22 protein-coding genes are annotated in these 22,765 nt (G+C 61.4%); 11 read left to right on the forward strand and 11 right to left on the reverse strand.

All coding sequences use genetic code 11. The features are described from left to right. The first annotated feature begins 1 nt into the window (after position 1). A complete protein-coding gene (locus tag QN413_RS16955; protein ID WP_187051721.1) occupies positions 2-799 on the forward strand; it encodes an IclR family transcriptional regulator in 798 nt (265 codons plus the stop codon). Positions 800-886: 87 nt separating this feature from the next. On the opposite strand, the gene QN413_RS16960 is transcribed toward QN413_RS16955, so the two are convergent. From QN413_RS16960 to QN413_RS16990, 7 genes are all read right to left on the reverse strand, one after another. Beyond that, positions 887-2,104 (reverse strand): serine hydrolase, encoded by a 1,218-nt coding sequence (locus tag QN413_RS16960; RefSeq protein WP_323497751.1) that lies wholly within the window; start codon positions 2,102-2,104, stop codon positions 887-889. 116 nt (positions 2,105-2,220) lie between these two features. After that, positions 2,221-3,759, reverse strand: a complete 1,539-nt coding sequence (locus QN413_RS16965) for a 2-isopropylmalate synthase (RefSeq protein WP_323497752.1) — start codon at positions 3,757-3,759, stop codon at positions 2,221-2,223. 11 nt (positions 3,760-3,770) lie between these two features. Continuing rightward, positions 3,771-5,474, reverse strand: coding sequence for a 2-isopropylmalate synthase (leuA, locus tag QN413_RS16970; protein WP_323497753.1), 1,704 nt, complete (start codon positions 5,472-5,474; stop codon positions 3,771-3,773). A 182-nt stretch (positions 5,475-5,656) separates the two neighbouring features. Then, on the reverse strand, positions 5,657-6,481 hold the full coding sequence (gene pssA, locus QN413_RS16975; RefSeq protein ID WP_187051717.1) for a CDP-diacylglycerol--serine O-phosphatidyltransferase: 825 nt from the start codon (positions 6,479-6,481) through the stop codon (positions 5,657-5,659). An 84-nt stretch (positions 6,482-6,565) separates the two neighbouring features. Continuing rightward, positions 6,566-7,582, reverse strand: coding sequence for a ketol-acid reductoisomerase (gene ilvC, locus QN413_RS16980; protein ID WP_187051716.1), 1,017 nt, complete (start codon positions 7,580-7,582; stop codon positions 6,566-6,568). A gap of 57 nt (positions 7,583-7,639) precedes the next feature. Next, complete coding sequence (gene ilvN, locus QN413_RS16985) at positions 7,640-8,131, reverse strand: acetolactate synthase small subunit (protein ID WP_187051715.1); 492 nt, start codon at positions 8,129-8,131, stop codon at positions 7,640-7,642. A gap of 105 nt (positions 8,132-8,236) precedes the next feature. Continuing rightward, entirely contained in the window at positions 8,237-10,021 is a 1,785-nt protein-coding gene (locus QN413_RS16990; protein ID WP_323497754.1) for an acetolactate synthase 3 catalytic subunit, read from the reverse strand. Between the two features lie 250 nt (positions 10,022-10,271). Here QN413_RS16990 and QN413_RS16995 point away from each other — a divergent pair, with 250 nt between their 5' ends. The 6 genes from QN413_RS16995 (at position 10,272) to QN413_RS17020 (ending at position 13,799) form a co-directional block, all read left to right on the forward strand. Continuing rightward, positions 10,272-10,838: an RNA polymerase sigma factor gene (locus QN413_RS16995; RefSeq protein WP_323497755.1), complete on the forward strand. Its 567-nt coding sequence runs from the start codon at positions 10,272-10,274 to the stop codon at positions 10,836-10,838. Further along, positions 10,835-11,275: a DUF3619 family protein gene (locus QN413_RS17000; protein ID WP_323497756.1), complete on the forward strand. Its 441-nt coding sequence runs from the start codon at positions 10,835-10,837 to the stop codon at positions 11,273-11,275. The genes QN413_RS16995 and QN413_RS17000 overlap by 4 nt, the downstream gene beginning before the upstream one ends. Positions 11,276-11,284: 9 nt before the next feature. Further along, positions 11,285-12,115 (forward strand): DUF3106 domain-containing protein, encoded by an 831-nt coding sequence (locus tag QN413_RS17005; RefSeq protein ID WP_323497757.1) that lies wholly within the window; start codon positions 11,285-11,287, stop codon positions 12,113-12,115. Then, positions 12,115-12,693: an RDD family protein gene (locus QN413_RS17010; RefSeq protein ID WP_409053189.1), complete on the forward strand. Its 579-nt coding sequence runs from the start codon at positions 12,115-12,117 to the stop codon at positions 12,691-12,693. Before QN413_RS17005 ends, QN413_RS17010 begins: the two co-directional genes overlap by 1 nt. Positions 12,694-12,766: 73 nt before the next feature. Next, complete coding sequence (locus QN413_RS17015; protein WP_323497759.1) at positions 12,767-13,165, forward strand: diacylglycerol kinase; 399 nt, start codon at positions 12,767-12,769, stop codon at positions 13,163-13,165. 43 nt (positions 13,166-13,208) lie between these two features. Next, positions 13,209-13,799: a TIGR00730 family Rossman fold protein gene (locus QN413_RS17020; protein ID WP_323497760.1), complete on the forward strand. Its 591-nt coding sequence runs from the start codon at positions 13,209-13,211 to the stop codon at positions 13,797-13,799. A 15-nt stretch (positions 13,800-13,814) separates the two neighbouring features. Here QN413_RS17020 and QN413_RS17025 read toward each other — a convergent pair whose 3' ends face one another. After that, a complete protein-coding gene (locus tag QN413_RS17025; RefSeq protein ID WP_187051708.1) occupies positions 13,815-14,153 on the reverse strand; it encodes a P-II family nitrogen regulator in 339 nt (112 codons plus the stop codon). Between the two features lie 155 nt (positions 14,154-14,308). On the opposite strand from QN413_RS17025, the gene QN413_RS17030 reads away from it, so the two are divergent. The 3 genes from QN413_RS17030 to QN413_RS17040 all read left to right on the forward strand — a co-directional run bounded on the left by QN413_RS17030 (position 14,309) and on the right by QN413_RS17040 (position 17,103). Beyond that, entirely contained in the window at positions 14,309-15,247 is a 939-nt protein-coding gene (locus QN413_RS17030; RefSeq protein WP_323497790.1) for a DMT family transporter, read from the forward strand. Between the two features lie 136 nt (positions 15,248-15,383). After that, positions 15,384-16,565, forward strand: a complete 1,182-nt coding sequence (locus tag QN413_RS17035; protein WP_323497761.1) for a GNAT family N-acetyltransferase — start codon at positions 15,384-15,386, stop codon at positions 16,563-16,565. 154 nt (positions 16,566-16,719) lie between these two features. Next, the gene (locus tag QN413_RS17040; protein WP_323497762.1) at positions 16,720-17,103 is read left to right on the forward strand and encodes an FHA domain-containing protein; all 384 of its coding nucleotides are present in this window, start codon (positions 16,720-16,722) and stop codon (positions 17,101-17,103) included. A 28-nt stretch (positions 17,104-17,131) separates the two neighbouring features. On the opposite strand, the gene ppa is transcribed toward QN413_RS17040, so the two are convergent. Next, the gene (gene ppa / locus QN413_RS17045; RefSeq protein ID WP_187051704.1) at positions 17,132-17,659 is read right to left on the reverse strand and encodes an inorganic diphosphatase; all 528 of its coding nucleotides are present in this window, start codon (positions 17,657-17,659) and stop codon (positions 17,132-17,134) included. A 257-nt stretch (positions 17,660-17,916) separates the two neighbouring features. On the opposite strand from ppa, the gene QN413_RS17050 reads away from it, so the two are divergent. Next, a complete protein-coding gene (locus tag QN413_RS17050; protein ID WP_323497763.1) occupies positions 17,917-20,421 on the forward strand; it encodes a sodium-translocating pyrophosphatase in 2,505 nt (834 codons plus the stop codon). Positions 20,422-20,484: 63 nt separating this feature from the next. Here QN413_RS17050 and QN413_RS17055 read toward each other — a convergent pair whose 3' ends face one another. Both QN413_RS17055 and QN413_RS17060 read right to left on the reverse strand, forming a co-directional pair. Beyond that, positions 20,485-21,042 carry a hypothetical protein gene (locus tag QN413_RS17055; protein WP_187051702.1) on the reverse strand — a complete coding sequence of 186 codons (558 nt, stop codon included), beginning with the start codon at positions 21,040-21,042 and terminating at the stop codon, positions 20,485-20,487. A gap of 102 nt (positions 21,043-21,144) precedes the next feature. After that, on the reverse strand, positions 21,145-22,743 hold the full coding sequence (locus QN413_RS17060; protein WP_323497764.1) for a phospholipase D family protein: 1,599 nt from the start codon (positions 22,741-22,743) through the stop codon (positions 21,145-21,147). Between the last annotated feature and the right edge of the window lie 22 nt (positions 22,744-22,765).

The following is a 22,765-nucleotide window of genomic DNA, read 5'->3' on the forward strand; positions in this document are numbered from 1 at the left end:
CATGAGAAAACCCCCCTCCGACGGTCCCGCCACACCTGTCGTCCAGGTCATCGAGCGCATGTTTTCGCTGATCGACGTTCTGGCGTCCCGCGAGGACGCGATGTCGCTGAAGGAAATCAGCGAAAAGACCGGCCTGCACCCCTCGACCACCCACCGCATCCTGAACGACCTGGCAGTGGGTCGTTTCGTCGACCGGCCGGAAGCCGGCAGCTACCGGCTGGGGATGCGGCTGCTCGAACTGGGCAACCTCGTCAAAGGTCGCCTCAACGTGCGCGACGCCGCGCTGACGCCGATGCGCGAACTGCACAAGCTCACACAGCAACCTGTCAATCTCAGCATGCGCCAAGGGGACGAAATCGTCTACATCGAACGCGCCTACAGCGAGCGCTCCGGCATGCAGGTCGTGCGTGCCATCGGCGGCCGTGCACCGCTGCACCTCACATCGACCGGCAAGCTGTTTCTGGCGGTCGACGATCCGCAGCGGGTCCGCAGCTACGCTACGCGCACCGGTCTTGCAGGCCACACACGCAACAGCATCACGCAGTTGCCGGCGCTAGAGCGCGAGCTCTCTAAAGCGCGGCAATACGGCATTGCCCGGGACAACGAAGAGCTCGAACTGGGCGTGCGCTGCATGGCGGCTGGCATTTACGACGACCAGGGCAAATTGATCGCTGGCTTGTCGATCTCGGCACCGGCCGACCGGCTCGACGACGGATGGCTGCCGAAGCTGCAAGCCACGGCCAACGAAATCTCGGGTGCGTTGGGCTACAACGAAAACGGCGCTGTCACGACCGCTTGAAGGGTCACTGACAGCGCCGTCGCGCCACATCGGCGCCATATCGGCACCTGAGCAGCGCGCCGATTGAGGGCGCAGAGCGAGATCGAGTCAGCCTGCGATGTCAGCCGTAGCAACGCTCTGACGCGCTGCCGGCGACATCAAATGTGTTGCTTCGACCCAGCGGCGCACACGCTCGGCATCGCCAATGCGGCTCAGTTTGCCGGCCGAATCCAGGAACACCATGATGAGCTTACGACCGGCGATTTTGGTCTGCATCACCAGGCATTGACCCGCTTCGTTGATGAAACCGGTCTTTTGCACACCGATGTCCCAGTCAGGATTCTTCACCAGACGGTTGGTCGTGTTGAACTGTAGCAGGCGGTTGCCTACCTCGACCTGGTAGTTAGGCGAAGTAGAGAGTTGACGCACCGTGGCATCGGCAGAAGCCGCATTGACCAGCAGGGCCAGATCTTGCGCGCTGGACTGGTTGTTGAACGACAGACCGGTCGGCTCGACGTAACGCGTGTCCTTCATGCCCAGCAGGCGCGCCTTGGCGTTCATCACGCTGACAAAGGTGGCGGTGCCTCCAGGGTAGGTGCGGGCCAACGCATGTGCCGCGCGGTTCTCGCTCGACATAAGTGCGAGGTGCAACAGTTCGCCGCGCGACAGCGTGGTGCCGACCATCAATCGCGAGCTGCTGTGCTTTTCAGTGTCGACATCGTCCTGGACGATGGTGATCAGTTCTTCGTTCGGAAGGCGGGCTTCACTCATGACCAGACCGGTCATGAGCTTGGTGAGTGAAGCGATCGGCAGGATGGCGTGGTCGTTCTTGCTGAACAGCACTTCGCGCGTGTCTTGATCGATCACCAGCGCGGCGTTCGACTTCAAGTCAAGCGCGTCTTCGGTGTGGTTGAGGCCGGCCATCTGACCGAAGGACAAGCGGGGCGGCGCCTCTGCGACGCGAACGATGGAACGGCGCTGCACGGCGACGACGGTCTTGCCACCGCGTTGCCGAATGGTTGCCACCACGTTGCGGCCGCCGCGGACCACACGGTCTGCGTTGTCGGCGCGAACCACCTTCTCGGTCTTGGCACCGCGTTTAGCGGTTGCAGCATGGGGCGCCTGCGCAACGCTCTTCGCACCCTTGGCACGGCTGTCGCTAGCAGCCTGGCTCTTCTTGGCAACCGGTGCCTCGTGCTTCCTGGCGGCTTGCGCTTCAGGCAACAAAAACGCCGTGCTGTACACGGCGATGAGGGCAACGGCGACAAGTCGGAACGCGGGCAGAAACCGCTGGCTGGAAACTCGATGACGACGGGCTTCGGGCATTAAAAAACTCTCCAGCGGTTGCAAATGTGACCACAGTGTATCGAAATCAAAAAAGACACGCAATATCAGTTACTTGCGTCCCCTTCTTGAATCGAAATAAAGGATCGCCCGAAAACTCAACCTTGCGCCGCTACTCTCTCAGCTTGGCTCTGTAACTTATTGAGGGCACTCAAATAAGCCTTGGCCGACGCCACCACGATGTCGGGGTCTGCCCCCACACCGTTGACGACCCGGCCGGCATTTTGAAGCCGAACTGTCACTTCACCCTGACTTTCGGTGGAACCACTGATGGCGTTCACCGAATAAAGGACCATTTCGGCCCCGCTTTTCACATGTTCTTCGATCGCCTTCAATGAAGCATCGACCGGGCCATTTCCCTCGGAAACACCGACAACTTCCTTGCCTTGCACCGTGAACACGATTCGGGCATGGGGCCGCTCGCCTGTCTCGCTGTGCTGCACCAACGATACAAATGCAAACTTGTCACCAACGTTTGACACTTCCTCCGCGCTGACGAGCGCGAGGATGTCTTCATCAAATATTTCGCTTTTTCGGTCTGCCAGCTCTTTGAAGCGCGAGAACGCGGCGTTGATCTCGGCCTCGCTCTCCATCGTGACGCCAAGTTCGATCAACCGCTGCTTGAACGCGTTGCGGCCGCTCAGTTTGCCCAGCACGATCTTGTTGGCGGCCCAGCCCACATCTTCGGCCCTCATGATTTCATAGGTGTCACGCGCCTTCAGCACGCCGTCCTGATGAATGCCAGAGGCATGCGCAAAGGCATTGGCACCAACGACCGCCTTGTTGGGCTGCACCACGAATCCGGTGGTCTGGCTGACCATGCGACTCGCTGCCAGGATGTGTTTTGCATCGATGTTCATATCGAGCCCGAAGTAGTCGCGGCGCGTCTTCACTGCCATGACGATCTCTTCGAGCGAGCAGTTGCCCGCACGCTCGCCCAGGCCGTTGATCGTGCATTCGACCTGTCGCGCGCCGCCGATCTTCACGCCGGCCAGCGAGTTCGCGACCGCCATGCCGAGGTCGTTGTGGCAATGTACCGACCACACGGCCTTGTCGCTGTTCGGCACGCGCTCGCGCAGTGTCTTGATGAAGGTGCCGTACAGCTCGGGGATCGCATAGCCCACGGTGTCGGGCACGTTGATGGTGGTGGCGCCTTCGTTGATCACTGCCTCGATCACTCGGCACAAAAAGTCCATGTCGCTGCGATAGCCGTCTTCCGGGCTGAACTCGACGTCAGCGACAAGATTGCGGGCGAAGCGCACCGCTAGTTTGGCCTGCTCGAACACCTCGTCCGCCGACATGCGCAGCTTCTTCTCCATATGCAGCGGCGACGTGGCAATGAAAGTGTGGATGCGCCCGTTGGCCGCGCCCTTCAGTGCCTCGGCCGCGCGTGAGATGTCACGGTCATTGGCGCGCGACAGGCCACAGATGGTCGAGTCCTTGATCGCATTGGCGATCGCCTTCACGGCCTCGAAGTCGCCATTGGAGCTGGCAGGAAAACCGGCCTCGATCACATCGACCTTCAAGCGCTCCAGTTGCTTGGCGATGCGCAGCTTCTCGTCGCGTGTCATCGACGCTCCCGGCGACTGTTCGCCATCGCGCAATGTGGTGTCGAAAATGATCAGCTGGTCGGTCATCGTGTGTCTCCTCAGGCGGGTTCGGCGAGCGATTGTGCGCTGCGGGCGCCTTGCGCCCTGGCGCGCTCCAGCCCCGAAACGATAGCCTTGAGCGACGCCGAAATGATGTCGGCATCAATGCCCACGCCGAACAGGGTCTGAGATTCGTCGACACGGAGTTCGAGGTAAGCGACGGCCTGCGCATCCGCACCAGCGCCTATGGCGTGCTGGTGGTAGTCGAGGACGCGCACTGTGTGCCCGGTGGCATCGGTCAGCGCATGGATGAAGGCATCGATCGGACCGTTGCCGCGTCCTTCGACGGGTCGACTTTCGCCTTGCCACGGCAGGTCACCGCGCAACACCACCAGAGCATTGGCGCCCTCGCCCTGCTCCTCGAGCACCCGGTGCTGCAACGCGTGCGCCGCCTTCAATCCGTACTCGCGCTCGAACATGGCGTAGAGATCGGCGGCGGAGAGTTCCTTGCCGGCGATGTCCATCTCCTTTTGCACCGTCTGCATGAATTCCATCTGAAGGCGACGCGGCATTTCGAGGCCGTATTCGCTTTCGAGCAGGTACGCCATGCCGCCCTTGCCGGACTGGCTGTTAACGCGAATGACGGCTTCGTAGCTGCGTCCCACATCTTTGGGATCGATCGGCAGATAGGGCATATCCCAAATGTCACCTTCCTTGCGTGCCGAAAAGGCTTTCTTGATCGCATCCTGATGCGAGCCGGAAAACGACGTGTAGACCAGGTCGCCGACATACGGATGGCGCGGGTGCACCGGCAACTGATTGCACTGCTCCACGGTCGCACGGATCTCGTCGATATTCGAGAAATCGAGTCCGGGAGACACGCCCTGCGTGTAGAGGTTGAGCGCGACGTTGACCAAGTCGAGGTTGCCGGTTCGCTCACCATTGCCGAAGAGGCATCCTTCGAGGCGATCGGCACCCGCCATCAACGCGAACTCGCCAGCAGCCGTGCCGGTGCCGCGGTCGTTGTGCGGGTGCACCGACAGCACGATCGCTTCGCGTCGCTCGAGGTTGCGGTGCATCCACTCGATCATGTCGGCGAAGATGTTGGGCGTCGAATGCTCGACCGTCGAAGGCAAATTGACGATGCACTTGTGCTCGGTCGTCGGCTGCCAAACTTCGGTCACCGCATCGACCACACGCTTCGAGAAAGCGAGATCGGTTCCCGAGAACATCTCTGGCGAGTACTGAAAGGTCCACTGCGTTTCCGGCTGCTTGGCAGCGCAATCGTTGAACATGCGCGCGTGCGTCGTTGCGAGTTCGACGATCTGGTCCTCGTCCATGCCGAGCACAACGCGCCGCATGATCGGCGCCACCGCGTTGTACAGGTGCACGATGGCCCGCGGCGCTCCATGCAGCGCTTCGAAGGTGCGGGTGATGAGGTGGTCACGCGCTTGCGTAAGCACCTGGATCGTCACGTCATCGGGAATGCGATCTTCATCGATCAGTTTGCGCACGAAGTCGAACTCGACTTGTGACGCCGAAGGAAATCCGACTTCGATTTCCTTGAAACCGATGGCCACGAGCGTCTCGAACATCCGCGTCTTGCGCGCAATATCCATTGGCTCGACCAACGCCTGGTTGCCGTCACGCAGATCGGTCGACAGCCAGATCGGCGCTTTGTTCAGCACGGCGTCGGGCCAGGTGCGGTCCTTGAGGCCGATCGGTGCAAAAGCGCGGTACTTGGCTTGAGGTTGCTTCAACATATCGATTTCTCTGTGATGGTTGGGGTGTCACCAGCAACCCCAAAAGCAAAACGGCCCGTTGCTGGTGCGAACGGGCCGTGGTGAGGGACTAGCGCGTGCGCTACCGTCTCCGCCCGAAGGGGATCAGTAGTAGGGCCAGCGAAATCTTGTTCATGAAGGCTGCGAATGTAGCACAGGCCGTTTTACTTGTGGAGCCCGACTTCGTCGGGTTCGTCCGTGGACATGCTGATGACGCTTACTGGCTGCCCTTTGGCCTTGCGCCAGGCATAGACCACGTAGCCGCTGAGTCCGTAAATAACGAAAAGGCTGAACAGGACCGTCGGCGGATCAATATTGATGACCGCGATGCCCAGCGCGATCAGAACAATCGCTGCGAACGGAACGCTGCGGGCCTTTCTGAAGTCCTTGAAACTATAGAACGGTGCGTTGGTCACCATCGTGAGTCCCGAGTAGAGCGTGAAACCGAACGTGATCCAGGTGATCTGTGCCCAGGACAGATACAACACCTCGCCACCGCGTTTGCCCGACTCGGTCATGAGCCAGATGAAGCCCATTACCAGTGCCGCGGCCGCGGGTGAAGGCAAGCCCTGAAACCAGCGCTTGTCGACCACGCCCGTGTTGACGTTGAAGCGAGCCAGTCGCAACGCAGCGCAAGCGCAATATACAAAGGCTGCGATCCAGCCCCAACGACCCAGACCTTTCAGCGACCACTCATATGCGATCAACGCAGGCGCAGCGCCGAAAGACACCATGTCGGACAGCGAATCCATCTGCTCGCCGAACGCGCTTTGCGTGTTGGTCATGCGCGCGACGCGACCGTCGAGGCTGTCGAGGATCATCGCGGCAAAAACGCCGAGCGCGGCCAGGTCGAAGCGGCCGTTCATGGCCATCACGATCGAATAGAAGCCGCCGAACAGCGCTGCCAACGTGAACAGGTTGGGCAGGATGTAGATGCCCTTACGCCGCTTGCGCGGCTGCACCTCGTCAGGGAGCGTGTCGTCATGCATGGAGTGGGCCTTTGGAGGAGCGCAGTGTAGTCAATGAAAAAGGGCCACCGCGCACGGTGGCCCTTACAGTGCGAGGGACAGCGATCAGTTGCGCGTTTGGTCCACGAGCTTGTTCTTTTTGATCCACGGCATCATCGCACGCAGCTTCTCGCCGACGACTTCGATCTGATGCTCGGCATTCAAACGGCGGCGGCTGATCAGCGTGGGCTGGCCAGCGGCGGCTTCGAGCACGAAGCTCTTGGCATATTCGCCGGTCTGGATGTCCTTCAGCACCTGCCGCATGACATTCTTCGACTCGTCGTTGATGATGCGCGGGCCGGTCACGTACTCGCCGTATTCGGCGTTGTTCGAGATCGAGTAGTTCATGTTGGCGATGCCGCCTTCATAGATCAGATCGACGATGAGCTTGAGCTCATGCAGGCATTCGAAATACGCCATTTCCGGCGCGTAGCCGGCCTCGACCAACACTTCGAACCCAGCCTTGATCAGTTCGACCGTGCCTCCGCACAAAACAGCCTGCTCGCCGAACAAGTCGGTTTCGGTTTCTTCGCGAAAGTTGGTTTCGATGATGCCGGCCTTGCCCCCGCCGTTGGCCGTGGCGTAGCTCAACGCGAGGTCACGCGCCTTGCCGGTCTTGTCTTGGTGCACGGCCACAAGGTGGGGCACGCCGCCGCCTTGCGTGTAGGTGCTGCGAACCGTGTGGCCCGGCGCCTTCGGGGCGACCATCCAGACGTCGAGATCGGCGCGTGGCTGAACAAAGCCGTAGTGCACGTTGAAGCCGTGAGCAAAGACGAGCGAAGCGCCTTCCTTGATGTGCGGGGCGACGTCGTTCTTGTAGACGTTGGCGATCTGCTCATCAGGCAGCAGGATCATGACGACGTCGGCTGACTTCACCGCATCCGCCACTTCAGCAACCTTGAGCCCAGCCTTGCCGACCTTGTCCCACGAGGCGCCGCCCTTTCGCAGGCCGACGACGACTTTGACGCCGCTGTCGTTCAAGTTTTGCGCATGCGCATGGCCTTGCGAGCCGTAGCCAATGATTGCGACCGTCTTGCCCTTGATGAGGCTGAGATCGGCGTCTTTGTCGTAGTAAACCTTCATGTCGTTGCTCCTTCGTTGAAATGTAGTGTGGGATGGGGAATGAACGGGTGGCGTGCTTTAGACGCGCAGGATGCGCTCGCCGCGACCGATGCCGCTGGCGCCGGTTCGCACGGTTTCGAGAATGGCGCTGCGGTCCAGCGCTTCGAGAAACGCGTCGTTTTTCGAATGGTCGCCGGTCAGTTCGATCGTGTAGCTCTTGTCGGTGACGTCGATGATGCGACCGCGAAAGATCTCGGCCATGCGCATCATCTCTTCGCGTTCCTTGCCGACCGCGCGGACCTTGACCATCATGAGTTCGCGCTCGGTGTACGAGCCTTCGGTCAGGTCGACCACTTTGACGACCTCGATGAGCCGGTTCAGGTGCTTGGTAATCTGCTCGATGACGTCGTCGGAGCCTGCGGTGACGATGGTCATGCGCGACAGGCTGGCGTCTTCGGTCGGGGCGACCGTCAGCGATTCGATGTTGTAGCCGCGGGCGGAGAACAACCCGACCACCCGAGAGAGTGCGCCGGGCTCGTTTTCGAGCAGCACGGCAATGATGTGTTTCATAAGCGAAAGACTCCTCTTTTCGGTGCCCTCCCCGCGCAGCGGTAACCACGCGGCTTGGCAGCCGATAGATTCGTCTCGAGAAAAGTTAAGAGAACATTCCGACGATCAGAGATCTTCGGAACCCAACAGCATCTCAGTGATGCCTGCGCCGGCCTTGACCATCGGAAACACGTTTTCGGTCGGGTCGGTACGGAAATCCATGAACACGGTGCGGTCCTTGAGCTTGCGCGCTTCACGCAGTGCCGGCTCGACGTCTTGGGGCCGCTCGATCAGCATGCCGACGTGCCCATAGGCCTCAGCCAGTTTCACGAAATTGGGCAGCGCGTCCATGTAGCTGTGGCTGTAGCGGCCGGAGTATTCGATTTCTTGCCACTGACGGACCATGCCAAGGTAGCGGTTGTTCAGCGAACAGATCTTGATCGGGGTGTTGTACTGCAAACAGGTAGAGAGCTCCTGGATGCACATCTGGACCGAGCCTTCGCCAGTGATAGTGAACACCTCCGCATCGGGCTTGGCGAGCTTGACGCCCATCGCGTACGGAATCCCGACGCCCATCGTGCCGAGCCCACCAGAGTTGATCCAGCGCCGCGGCTCGTCGAAGCGGTAGTACTGCGCGGCCCACATCTGGTGTTGGCCCACGTCGGACGTGATGTAGCAGTCCGCATCCTTGGTCATATTCCACAGCGTCTCGACCACGTATTGCGGCTTGATGACATCGCCGTTGCCCCGGTCGTACTTCAGGCAGTCCTTGGCGCGCCACGTCTCGATGGTCTTCCACCAATCGGACAGGGCACCAGCGTCCGGTTTGGTCGATGACTCCTTGATCATCGTGATCAGTTCTGTCAGCACGTCTTTGACGTCGCCGACGATCGGAATGTCGACCTTCACCCGTTTCGAGATACTCGAAGGATCGATGTCGATATGAATAATCTTGCGTTCGTTTTGCGCGAAGTGCTTCGGATTGCCGATCACGCGATCGTCGAAGCGCGCGCCGACTGCGAGCAGCACGTCGCAGTTCTGCATCGCGTTGTTGGCTTCGATGGTGCCGTGCATGCCCAACATGCCGAGGAACTTGGGGTCGCTCGCGGGATAGGCGCCCAGGCCCATCAACGTGTTGGTGACCGGATAGCCGAGCATGTCGACCAACGTGCGCAGTTCGTTGGCGGCATTGCTCAACAGTACGCCGCCGCCGGTGTAGATATACGGCCGCTTCGCCGTCAGCAGCAGCTGTAGCGCCTTGCGGATTTGTCCGCCGTGGCCTTTGCGGACAGGGTTGTACGAGCGCATCTCGAGCTTGTCGGGATGGCCGGTGTAGGGCACCTTCTTGAAAGACACGTCTTTCGGCACGTCGACCACCACCGGCCCGGGCCGGCCGGTGCGCGCGATGTGGAATGCCTTCTTGATCGTCATCGCAAGATCCTTCGGATCCTTGACGAGAAAGTTGTGCTTGACGATGGGCCGCGTAATGCCGACGGTGTCGCATTCCTGGAATGCGTCGAGCCCGATGGCCGCGGTCGGCACCTGACCCGAGATGATCACCATCGGGATCGAGTCCATGTACGCCGTTGCAATGCCCGTGACCGCATTTGTCAGCCCCGGGCCCGAAGTAACCAACGCCACGCCGACTTCACCCGTCGCGCGCGCATAGCCATCCGCTGCGTGCACCGCCGCCTGCTCGTGGCGCACGAGCACGTGCTGCATGGTGTCTTGCTTGTAGAGCGCGTCGTAGATGTACAGCACCGCACCGCCGGGGTAGCCCCAGATGTACTTGACACCTTCGGCTTGCAGCGACTTGATGAGCACTTCTGCGCCCATGAGCTCTTGGGATTGATTGCCCATCCCGGAGGATGCGGCTGCTGCGGAAGCGAGTTCCGCTTTCGAGATTTCCATGATGAACCTTTGGAGTTTTTTCGGGAACGAAAAACCTTGGGTGCCCCTTGCCAACCCTTGTGAGGCCGCGCCAGGACTTGAGGCCGGTTGCCATGAGCGGATTGATGCTCCGCCGGACAAAGACCCGTTTGCCTTTTGACTTGCAGGACGGATTATGACATCGGCCGCGCGATGCATAATCCGCGGCGGTAAAAACACAACTCGTCCAGATACAGACATCCCACGAGGCGCACTTCGCGCCGGACCCCGCTTGGCCACCGAAAAAGAACTTTCCGATTTCCTCAAAGGTGTTGAACGACGCGCTTTCAAACGCTCGATCTATCACGTCCGTGACGAGGAAGCTGCGCTCGACATCGTGCAGGACAGCATGATGAAGCTGGCGGAGCACTACGCGGACAAGCCGCCGAACGAGCTTCCGATGCTATTTCAGCGGATTCTGTCGAACTGCACGCTCGATTGGTTCCGCCGTCAAAAAACCCGACGCGCACTTTTTTCCAATCTCAGCGACTTCGAAGCTCCCGACGACGATGGAGAATTCGACCTGCTCGAGAACTTCGTGGCGCCCACCGACTCCAGAGAAACCGAGAGCGCCGAAGACACCACGCGACGCGCCCAGGTGTTCCACGACATCGAAGAAGAGATCGCCAAGCTGCCCGGGCGTCAACGCGAGGCCTTTCTGATGCGTTACTGGGAAGAAATGGATGTTGCTGAAACGGCTGCAGCAATGGGCTGCTCCGAAGGCAGCGTCAAAACTCATTGTTCGCGTGCCGTCCACGCCCTGAGCAAAGCGCTGACGGCCAAGGGAATTTCGCTATGACCAACTCGACCCAATCGTTCTCCACGCCTTCGGACGTTTTAGAAGCCCAGTTCGGCCGCCGCGTTGCGGCGCGCTTGGCGTCGGGCAGCGAGCAGTTGCCGCACGACATCGGCGAGCGACTGCGTGTGGCGCGGCAGCAGGCAGTCAGTCGGCGCAAAGTGGCGCCGCAATTGCACGCGGCGCCAGTGGTGGTTTCGAACGGCCGCTCCGCCACACTGGGCCTTGGCGGGCGTTGGTGGACCCGGATCGGCTCGGTGGTTCCGCTCATCGCTTTGGCTGCCGGCCTCATCACGATCAGCGTGATGCAGGACGACGACCGAGCCAACGACCTTGCCGAAGTCGATTCGGCCTTGCTCACCGGCGATTTGCCGCCTGCTGCCTACACCGACCCTGGTTTCGCGCAGTTCTTGAAAACTAACGACGCCACCGTCCGTTGATCCTGTCGAATGCCGCTCCGCTCTGCGTTCAGTTTCGATTTTTGCGCTTTGGCGCCTGCCACCCGCCCGTCGCGGCGCATGGTGGTCGCCTGGGCTGGCACGCTGCTGCGGATGGCCACGGCCGCAATTGCAATTTGTGCAGTGTCCAGCGCAAACGCCCAATTGCCGCTCGACGCCAAGGGGGCCGAAGCAGGTGCCCCGGCCTCGGCGGCTGCTATCGCACCTAAGACGGCGGTGGTTACCAAGCCCCTGTGGAGCGAGCTGAACCTGTCACAGCAACTGGCGCTGCAACCTCTGGCCGAGCACTGGGACAGGCTGTCGCTCGGACATAAGCGTAAGTGGCTGGCGATTACCCGTAACTACCCGAAGATGACGCCCGAAGAGCAAACCGTCATGCACAGCCGCATGTCCGGTTGGGCCACGTTGAGCCAGCAGCAACGGGTGCAGGCACGGATGAATTTCGCCGAGGTCAAGCAGATTCCGGCGGACGAGCGCAAAGCGAAGTGGGAGGCCTACCAAGCACTGAGCGACGAGCAAAAGCGTGAGCTTGCCGAAAAAGCGGCGGTCAAGCCAACTCGCGGTGCAGCGATACCTGCCAAGCCCGTGTCGGCTCAAAAGTTCGCGCCCGTGCCGGTGCCGGTGGGCGACCGCTTGCCGCGCATTCAGCTGGCACCGCCCAGCGAGCCGACAGCAATGTCCGTTCGCGCATCGCGCTCGTTGCCCGCGACCCCTTTCTTGGCGGCTCCTGTGTCGGGCGCTCCGATACCTGCTGAAGCGCAGGTACTCGTTCCTGCGGCGCCGATCGAGCGCGCCTCCGCCCAGCCATCGACGACACCCTGATGTCGCCGTCGATGCGTTCGTCCGATCCCGCAAAACCTGAAGCCAGTCTTTCCGAAACGCCCTGCGGCGCCGTAGAAGCAGCAGCGCTTTTGACAGCGCCCGGCCTGTGGCGCCGAATGGCCTGCTGGCTGTACGAAGGCATGCTGATGTTCGCAGTCGTCTTCGTGGCAGGTTGGCTGTTCAGCACCTTGGGCCAAATGCGCGACGCGATGGACGAACGCCGTCATTTGCTTCAAGCCTTTCTGTTCGTCGTGTTCGGCGTGTACTTCGTCTGGTTCTGGATTCACGGCCAAACCCTGGCGATGAAAACCTGGGGCATCCGTATCGTCGACGCCAGTGGGCGACCTGTTACCCAGCGTCGCGCGTTGATTCGCTACCTGTTGGGCTGGATCTGGTTTCTGCCTCCGCTAGCCGCGATTGCACCTTTCAAGCTCTCCGGAGGCGAATCGGCGCTGCTGATTTCTGGCTGGGTGCTGATCTGGGCGCTCTTGTCGCGTTTTCAACCGCAGCACCAGTTCTGGCACGACGCTTGGGCCGGCACGCGGCTGATTTCGTCGCGGCCCATGAGCCGTCGCTAAACCGTATCCAAGCTGTACGCAAGCCGTACGCAGACTGCGCGTCGGCCGCGGTTAAGCTGCCACGAAACACACCATGAGTGCCCTCCCCGATCCCGCCGTTAATCCGCAAAAAGCCCGCAAGGGCCTGGAGCGTGTTTTTCACGCCACCCTCATTTCCGTGCAAGGCCTGCGCGCGGGTTGGAGCGAGCCGGCCTTCCGGCAAGAGGCGCTGATTTCCATCGTGCTGCTGCCGGCTTCTTTCTGGCTCGGCCGAAGCTGGGTCGAAACAGCGCTGCTTGCGTGCAGCGTCGTGCTGGTGATGATCGTGGAGTTGCTCAACACAGCCGTTGAGGCTGCCATCGATCGAATTGGTCCGGAGTGGCACGATCTGTCGAAGCGCGCCAAGGACATGGGCAGTGCGGCAGTGCTGCTTTCCTTGCTGATTTGCGGCGGCATCTGGGCGGCCGCGCTCTGGCAACGTTTCGTGGGCTGACAAAGTTCGGCCCGCCGCCGTTTCGCGTTGGCATGATCGGGGGATGACTCCAGAATTCTCGATATGTGTGTATTGCGGCTCGCGCCCTGGCGAGCACCCCCAATTTGCGGCAGCTGCAACTGCGGTCGGCCAATGGATCGGCCAGCGTGGCGGTCAACTCGTCTATGGCGGAGGCCGCACCGGCCTGATGGGCACGGTGGCCGAGGCCACGCGGGCGGCGGGGGGCCGGGTGATCGGCATCATTCCCAAAGCCCTGGTCGACAGGGAGCTGGCCAACACGCTTTGCGACGAACTGCACATCGTCGACACCATGCATGAGCGCAAGGCCATGATGGGAGAGCGCGCCGATGCGTTTGTCGCGCTGCCTGGCGGCATCGGTACCTTTGAAGAGCTGTTCGAGATCTGGACCTGGCGCCAACTGGGCTACCACGACAAGCCTGTCGGCATCCTCAACGTCGAGGGCTACTACGACGGACTTCTAGGCTTCCTGGCACACAGCGTGCGCGCTGGCTTCATGGGTGAGTGGCAGATGGATCTGATGCACACCCTGAGCGAGCCGGAAGCGCTGCTCAACTGGTTGCTGGACCACCGCGGTGGTCAGGGGCAATCAGGGCTGCTCGCAAAAAATGTCTAGCGAGCCAAATGGTGACTAGATAGCGCTTTCGTTCTCTTCGCCGGTGCGGATGCGGACGATGCGCTCGACGCTGGTGACGAAAATCTTGCCGTCCCCGATTTTTCCGGTGCGGGCGGCGTTCACGATCGCCTCGACGCAGCGATCGACGTCGGCCGTGTTCACCACGACCTCGACTTTCATCTTCGGCAGGAAGTCGACCACGTATTCAGCGCCGCGGTACAACTCGGTATGGCCCTTCTGTCGGCCGAAGCCTTTGACTTCCGTGACGGTGAGCCCGGTCACGCCCACCTCGGCGAGTGCCTCGCGCACATCCTCAAGCTTGAACGGTTTGACGATAGCGGTGATCTGCTTCATGGTGGTCTTCCGGCGATTTCGTTAAGTGTGCTGGCGGTAGGGTAACGCCAATCCTTGCCCGATGCTGCGATGAGCGACCCCTACACGGAGGAATGCCTTGGCGTCTCGCATGGAGCGTGCCAGAACAGCTGAAGCCCGCTGGTAGCCTTGTGGCAATGCACGCCGACGCTTCGACATCCACTTTTTCGTTGTTTCGCTTGTTTCGCTGGTTCGGGCATCAGGCGTACCTGTTGCTGGTCTTCACTACCTTGATCTGGGGGGCCAACGCGGTTGCTGCGCGGCTGGCCGTCGGCGAAATTTCTCCAATGATGATGACCGGTTCGCGCTGGATCGTAAGTTGCATCGCGCTGGGCCTCACCGCGCACCGGCAGATCGCGCAACATTGGCGCGTGCTGGTGCCGGCATGGCGGCGCATCCTGCTGATGGGCGCCTTCGGGTTCACCGGCTTCAACGCGCTGTTCTACACGGCGGCGCACCACACCACGGCCATCAATATCGCGATCATTCAGGGCACGATCCCGGTGTTGGTGCTCGTCGGTAGTTTTTTCATTTTTCGAACGCGCATCCGCGGGCTGCAACTGTTCGGGGTCGCGCTGACGATTGCCGGCATCGCGGTGGTGGCATCGCAGGGAGACTTCGCCGCGCTGGCGCAACTGGCTTTCAACCGCGGCGATATCGCCATGGTCATCGCCTGCCTGATGTACGCCGCTTATGCGCTCGCATTGCGCGGCCGGCCCGCAGTTCCAGGCATCGTATTCTTTGCGGCACTGGCCGCGGTGGCCTTTCTGAGTTCACTGCCGCTGCTCGCCGTTGAAGTCGCCACAGGTCACTTCTTTATGCCGACGGCCAAAGGCATCGCGCTGGCAATTTTCGTCGGGGTGCTGCCTTCGTTCATTTCGCAGATCACTTTCATACGCGCGGTAGAGCTCATCGGGGCCGCCCGCGCTGGAGTGTTCCTCAATCTGGTGCCGATCTTCGGGCCGCTGCTCGCCGTGCTCGTGTTGCACGAGACGCTTTCACCGTACCACGCGGTTGCGTTAGCACTGGTTTTGGGAGGCATCGGTGTTGCGGAGTACGTCGGAGTGCGCCGATGAAGGTGCAAGGAGAGAGCGCCGTGCATCCGCCACAACTTCATCGATCGTGCAATGAAAGCTGTCGCCACACGGGGTCTCGCATTCTTTTCTAAACTGCCGGCTCATCACTATTCGAATCCGCTTCCGTGAATCTGCTTTGACCGATCTCGTTCTTCACATCCACACCTCTCCGACGGAAATCGACGCGAAAGCGTGGAACGACCTGCTCGCGCTGCAGCCGAATCCCTCTCCTTTCATGCGACACGAATATCTCGTCGCTCTGCATGAAAGCAAGAGCGCCACACCGGAGAGCGGCTGGACGGCTGCCTTCGTCACGCTGCGGCGCGGCAAACGGCTCGAAGGTGCTTGCCCGGTCTACGTCAAGGACCATTCGTATGGCGAGTACGTATTCGACTGGGCATGGGCCAACGCCTATGAGCAGCACGGACTCAAGTACTACCCGAAAGCGCTCGTTGCAGTGCCCTTTACGCCGGTACCCGGCGCGCGACTGCTGGCGCGCGATGCGAAGAGCCGCACCCTGCTGGTTCAAGGGTTGGTTCAGTGGTGCAAGCAGGAAGAACTTTCGTCGCTGCATCTCCTTTTCGGTGCCGACGAAGACATTGCCGCCTGCGCCGAAGCCGGACTCATGCTGCGGCACACCGTTCAATTTCATTGGACAAACACCGAACCCGGATATCCGAATTTCGTCGCGTTTCTGGCCAGCCTGTCGCACGACAAGCGCAAGAAGATCCGACAGGAGCGCCGCAAGGTGGCTGATGCGGGGGTCAGCTTTCGCTGGTCACGCGGCGCCGATATTTCCACCGCCGACTGGGATTTTTTCTATCGCTGCTATGCGCGCACTTATCGGGAACACGGCAATGCGCCCTACCTCACCCGCGACTTCTTCCATCGCATGGCCAACACTCTGCCAGAGGCGTGGCTGCTTTTCGTAGCTGAACGCGCGGGTAAGCCGATCGCCACCAGCCTGATTGCGCTTTCTCCGGCCGCTGAGAACGGTGCAAGCGGCATCGATGCGCCGGTCGCGGCGTACGGCCGCTATTGGGGCGCGCTCGAACGTGTCGACTGCCTCCATTTCGACGCCTGCTACTACCAGCCCCTGCAGTGGTGCATCGACAACGGCGTCTCGCGTTTCGAGGGCGGCGCCCAGGGCGAACACAAGATGGCGCGCGCGCTGATGCCGGTCAAGACGACGAGCGCTCACTGGCTTGCGCATCCCTCGTTCGCCGATGCCGTCGAACGCTTTCTGGAACGCGAGGGCGCAGGCATCGAAAACTACCTGGACCACCTCGACGAACGCAGTCCTTTCAAGGCTTCGTGACTTAATCCCGAGCTTTGGGCCTGATATGTGCGAATCGCCACAAAGGCTATACATACTGCCGGCTGACGCCCCCGGTAGCCCGCTCTAGCGCGCCGCCGATCGGCACACGGCCTGGGGCCATTCGGCACAGGTTGGCTCGCGGGAGAATATTCAAATGGCTCGACTCATCGTTCTTCAACAGACAGCCACGCCCAGGCAGGTGGCGTTGTTCAAGCTCCCGTATCTGATTGGACGCGCACCCAGTTGCGACCTGGTGCTGGACAATCCGCAAGTCAGCCGCGCCCATGCCGTGATGGAACAGGCTGGAGACGCGATCCAGATTCGCGATCTGGGCGGCACCAACGGCACTTATGTGAATGGCCAACGCGTCGAAAGCTGCGCGCTTGGCAATGGCGACGAAATCAAGGTCGGCGCTTGCGTCATCCGGTTTCTGTTGAGCGGCGGTGACGCCATGAGCGATGCCGAGGCGCTGCGTCTGGTGACAGCGGCCGGCAAGCTCCCTGATGAAGAGCTGGTCAAACTCATGCCGAAAGACTGAGTTCCCTCCGCGCGGGGCTACCCGAGTCTTACTTCGTGTATGCGGCGATGCCGTCCATGACTTCCTTCCGGGCGGCGTCGATGCCCTCCCATCCCAGCACCTTGACCCACTTGCCTTCTTCGAGATCTTTGTAATGCTCGAAGAAGTGACTGATGGCCTTCAAGCGCATCGGGTTCACATCGTCGATCGAGTTCCAGTGGCTGTAGATCGGCAGTACCTTGGTGGTCGGCACGGCGAGCACCTTGCCATCGACTCCAGCCTCGTCTTCCATCAAGAGAATGCCCAGGGGGCGGCACGGCACCACGACGCCCGGTAGCAGCGGATACGGCGCGATCACCAGCACGTCGACCGGGTCGCCATCGCCGCTCAAGGTCTGCGGCACGTAGCCGTAGTTGGCGGGGTAGTACATGGCCGTCGTCATGAAGCGGTCCACGAACAGCGCGCCCGACTCCTTGTCGACCTCGTACTTGATCGGGTCGGAATTCATCGGGATCTCGATCACCACATTGAATGAATCGGGGATGTTCTTGCCAGGGGAAACTTTGTCGAAGGACATGTCGTTGTTCGTGTGGTTGAGAGGATTGCGAAAGATGCGGACAAACCCGAAGTTTACTGATCGTGTCACGGTCCGCTCACACGAACCGTGACTTTTGCCTGTAAATTGCATGCGTTGGCCAATCGGCTCCGCACCCAAGGTGCAGCAGCTTCGAGGAAGCAACGCGACGGAAATCCAAGGTCCCGTACGCGTTGCGCGCAGGGTTCCGCGTGCTTTCCGTTTCTTTCAATCGCAACGAACGATGGAGAAGCAAACGCATGATCGGCAACACTCCCCTGATACTCGCCATGGTCTGCGGCCTGGTGGCCGTTGGCTACGGTTTCTGGGCTCGCAGCTGGATACTTTCCAAAGACCCGGGCAACGCCCGAATGCAGGAGATCGCGGCTGCGATCCAGACGGGTGCCGCCGCGTACCTCGCCAAGCAGTACCGAACCATCGCCATCGTCGGCGTCGTGCTCGCGGTACTTATCGGACTCTTTCTCGACGTCACCACAGCGGTAGGCTTCATCATCGGTGCGGTGCTGTCGGGTGCCTGCGGCTTCATCGGCATGAATGTGTCTGTGCGGGCCAACGTGCGGACAGCGCAGGCGGCGACCCACGGCATCGGACCGGCGCTCGATGTGGCGTTTCGCGGCGGCGCAATCACCGGCATGCTGGTCGTCGGCCTCGGCCTGTTGGGCGTTGCTGGCTTCTTCTGGTTTCTGGTCGGTAGCGCAGCGCCCGGTGCCAATCTCGCGACGCTGCTGAACCCGCTCATCGGCTTCGCCTTTGGCTCTTCGCTGATCTCGATCTTCGCGCGGCTCGGCGGCGGCATCTTCACCAAGGGCGCCGACGTCGGCGCTGATTTGGTAGGCAAGGTCGAAGCCGGCATCCCGGAAGACGACCCGCGCAATCCGGCGGTGATCGCAGACAACGTCGGCGACAACGTTGGCGATTGCGCCGGCATGGCTGCCGACCTGTTCGAAACCTACGCCGTGACGCTCATCGCCACCATGGTGCTCGGCGCGCTGATGATCACGACAGCCCCGATCAACGCGGTGCTGTACCCATTGGCGCTGGGCGCGGTGTCGATCATTGCGTCGATCATCGGCTGCTTCTTCGTGAAGGCGTCGCCGGGCATGGTGAACGTGATGCCGGCGCTCTACAAAGGGCTGGCCGTCGCCGGCATCCTGTCGCTGATCGCCTTCTGGTTCGTCACGAGTTGGCTCATTCCGGACAACGCCGTAGCTGCCAGCGGCAGCCAGCTGAAACTATTCGGCGCCTGCTTCGTCGGCCTTGCGCTGACCGCCGCTCTGGTCTGGATCACCGAGTACTACACCGGCACGCAATACAAGCCGGTGCAGCACATCGCGCAAGCCTCCACCACCGGCCACGGTACCAACATCATCGCGGGCCTCGGCGTGTCGATGCGCTCGACGGCTTGGCCGGTGATTTTCGTTTGCATCGCGATCCTCGCGTCCTATTCGCTCGCCGGCCTGTTCGGCATTGCGGTGGCTGCCACCTCGATGCTGTCGATGGCCGGTATCGTGGTCGCGCTCGATGCGTACGGGCCGATCACCGACAACGCCGGCGGCATCGCCGAAATGGCCGGCCTGCCGGAGAGCGTGCGCAGCGTGACCGACCCGCTCGACGCGGTCGGGAATACCACCAAGGCGGTGACCAAGGGCTACGCGATCGGCTCGGCCGGCCTGGCTGCACTGGTGCTCTTCGCCGACTACACACATAAGCTCGAAAGCTATGGCCAGGCGATCAGCTTCAACCTGAGCGACCCGATGGTGATCGTCGGTCTCTTCATCGGCGGCCTGATTCCCTACCTGTTCGGCGCGATGGCGATGGAGGCGGTGGGCCGCGCCGCCGGGGCGGTGGTCGAGGAAGTGCGTCGCCAGTTCCGCGAGATTCCCGGGATCATGGACGGCACGGGCAAGCCAGAGTACGGCAGGGCCGTGAGCATGCTGACCGGTGCGGCCATCAAGGAAATGATGATCCCTTCGCTGCTGCCGGTCGTGGTGCCGATCATCGTCGGCCTGGTGCTCGGGCCGAAAGCGCTCGGAGGCCTGCTGATGGGAACAATCGTCACTGGACTTTTCGTCGCCATCAGCATGTGCACGGGCGGCGGCGCCTGGGACAACGCCAAGAAATACATCGAAGACGGCCATCACGGCGGCAAGGGTTCCGAAGCGCACAAGGCCGCGGTCACCGGCGACACCGTGGGCGACCCCTACAAAGACACGGCCGGTCCGGCAATCAACCCGCTGATCAAGATCATCAACATCGTGGCGCTGCTGATCGTGCCGCTGGTGGTCAAGTTCCACGGTGGCGATGCCGCGGCCGCCGTTCCATTAAAGATCGAAACGCCACCCGCCGCGATGGCGCCAGCACCCGCCGCGGCTGCCGCACCCGCTGCTGCTGCCGGTGCGGTCGCGGCCATCGAAGCCGCATCGGTCAAGGTCGAGAACGGCATAGTGAAGTTCTACTTCCAGACCGGCAAATCAGAAATCGCACCCGGCGGCAAGGAAGCGCTGGCAGATGTCGTCAAAGCGGTTCAAAGCGGCAGCACGGTTCTGGTGAGCGGCTATCACGACGCCAGCGGCGATGCGGCGACCAATGCGGAGCTGGCAAGGCAGCGGGCAATGGCGGTGAGTGACGCGCTGAAGGCAGCGGGTGCACCTGCCGACAAGATCGAGCTTTCCAAGCCTGAGCAGTCTCAGGTTGACGGGCCGGCGGCCGAAGCGCGCCGTGTCGAGGTGAAGATCAAATCCTGATGATGCTCAAGTCCTGAGACCGGGCTTGGGCTTGGGCTTGGGCCTGCTGCGAGTGGGCCGGTCTCAATTCAGCTCGCTCATGCTCGGCTGGCGCGTATCAGGCGCGCCCGGCAGCGTGTCGAACTGCGACGGCCCCTCAGGCAGCCGAGAGTCGGCAAATTCATGCAGCGCGGCGACCCAGCGTCCCGCAGATGAATCGGCCGGCTCGTCGTTCGTGAAAATACCGTTTCGGATAAAGAACGTTTCGCCGTTGGCGCGCTCAGCGTGCAGTTCGACAAGCCGCTGGATCGGGAAGGTGTACGTCACCAGCTTCTCCTTGGACTTGCGATCCTTGGCGCCGCAGTTGAAGAAGCCTTCTGCCGCGATCACGATGCACGAACCATCGACGGCGCTGGGTTCTTCGCCCGCCGCACCGCAACGCCACACTGCCGAGGGCAGTCGCGCGCGCACCTTGTCGATAACGAGGTCCCGTTGCTTGTTCAGACCGTTGAGCGGCGGCACCAACGTCCGAAGCTGCCGCAGCCGTTCCGAAAAGTTGTCGTCGAGAGTGAACTCGACGTGGTGCGCTGCCTCACCGGAGCGCTTGACGACTTGCATGACCACTTGCCGAGAGTTGCTCACTGCGTTCATCCTGAAAAACGGTTGCTGGCGCGCCCGTCGCACCAATTGTTTCTAACTGTATATTGGTTTTTTGACAGTGGGTAGACAGCAATAAGTACACAACTACAGCAGCATTTCCGGGACTATCGGCGCGATCAACGAGTTATAGAGGCGCTTGAAAAAGCCGGATTCCGGCTCGGTCGTCAGGATCATTTCGTTTTCGCCATCGGTCGTCAGCCATTCGAGCGTTCCGGCGGGTTTGGTGAGCCGCAGCCGGTACGAGTTCTGCAGTTTGCTGATATTAATGATCCGGAGCATTTCGCGTGCCAGTTGCGGACTGTCGACGACCACGCCCATTTCGGTGTTCTGGCTGGCCGAGCGTGGGTCGAGGTTCATCGATCCAATGAAGACGCGCCGCTTGTCGATCGCGGCCGTTTTGGCGTGGAGCCGACCGAGCGACTTGCCGAACGATCCGAATCGCTTGCTCGCCGTGGTGCGCTCCGGGCTCAGCTCGTACACGTCTGCGCCGGTTTTGAGCAGGCGCTCGCGGTAGCGTGCATAGCCTGTGTGAACCAGCGGCTCGTCGTTGGCCGCCAGCGAATTGGTGAGCAGCGTGAGCTTGACGTTGCGCTTGGCCAGATCTTCGAACGCCGCCATGCCCTTCTCGCCCGGAACCAGGTAGGGCGAAGTCAGTTCGACATCGGTCTTGGCATCGAGCAGCAGGCCCCACACCTTCATCGTGACGCTGGTCGCAACCGCCTCGTCTTCAGTCATGTAAGTCGGCTTGCTCGCCGGGTCGGCAATGGCAAGTGCTTCGCCCCACAGCAGGCCCAACCGGCCGCCATCGAGTTCTTCGCCGATCGGGCCATAGCCGAGGATGTCTGATGGCGGCAGCTCGATCTTCGGCGCCGGCGCGGCCATGCCAACCCAGCTGTCGAAGTCGGCGCCCGTGAGCTTTTGGCCCCCCTCCGGCGTGACTATTTCTTCGATCGGCCGGACCTGTTCGCTGTTCCAGTAGCCGTCGAAGATGGTCTCGAACTGCGGTACCACCTTGCCGATGATCAGCGCATCCATGTCGATAAAGTTCTGCGCTTCGCTCAAGACGAAATACTCGTCGGCAATGTTGCGACCGCCCACAACCGCCATCGTGCCGTCGGCGATGAAAAGCTTGTTGTGCATGCGATGGTTGAGCCGGCCGATTTCATGCGGCGAGGCAGCGAAGCGTGAGATGAAGCCGTTGCGGCCACAGCAGAATGGGTTGTAGAGCCGCACGTCGACGTTCTGCGTCTCCGAAAGCGCGAGCAACAGCTGCTGGCTCTTCACCGTGTAGAGATCGTCGACCAGCACACGCACCTTGACCCCGCGCAGCGCCGCCTCGCGCAACGAACGCAGCAACAAGCGACCGACCGCGTCGTTTTCGAGCTGGTAGTACTGCACCACCAGCGATCGCTGGGCGCGCTGCGCCAATTGAATGCGCGCATCGAGCGAGTACACGCCCAATGGCATCAGACGAAAGCCGGAGTGTTCGCCCGGCGGCGTGGAGGCAGCGGCTATCGTGGCCAGCGCGGTCGACGGATCGGCTGGGGCCGATGTCACCATCGCACGTTCGCGCATCGGCGGCAACGACCCGCACGCACCGAGCATGGCGATGGCCGACAGTGCCAGCAAAGCGCGCAGCCACCGCAAGCGCATGAAAGCAGAGAGTCGGGAGAGTGTTTTCATGCTTTTCTTTCGTGTTCGCTGC

It is taken from the genome of Variovorax sp. LG9.2 (assembly GCF_035018885.1).
GTDB lineage: Bacteria > Pseudomonadota > Gammaproteobacteria > Burkholderiales > Burkholderiaceae_C > Variovorax.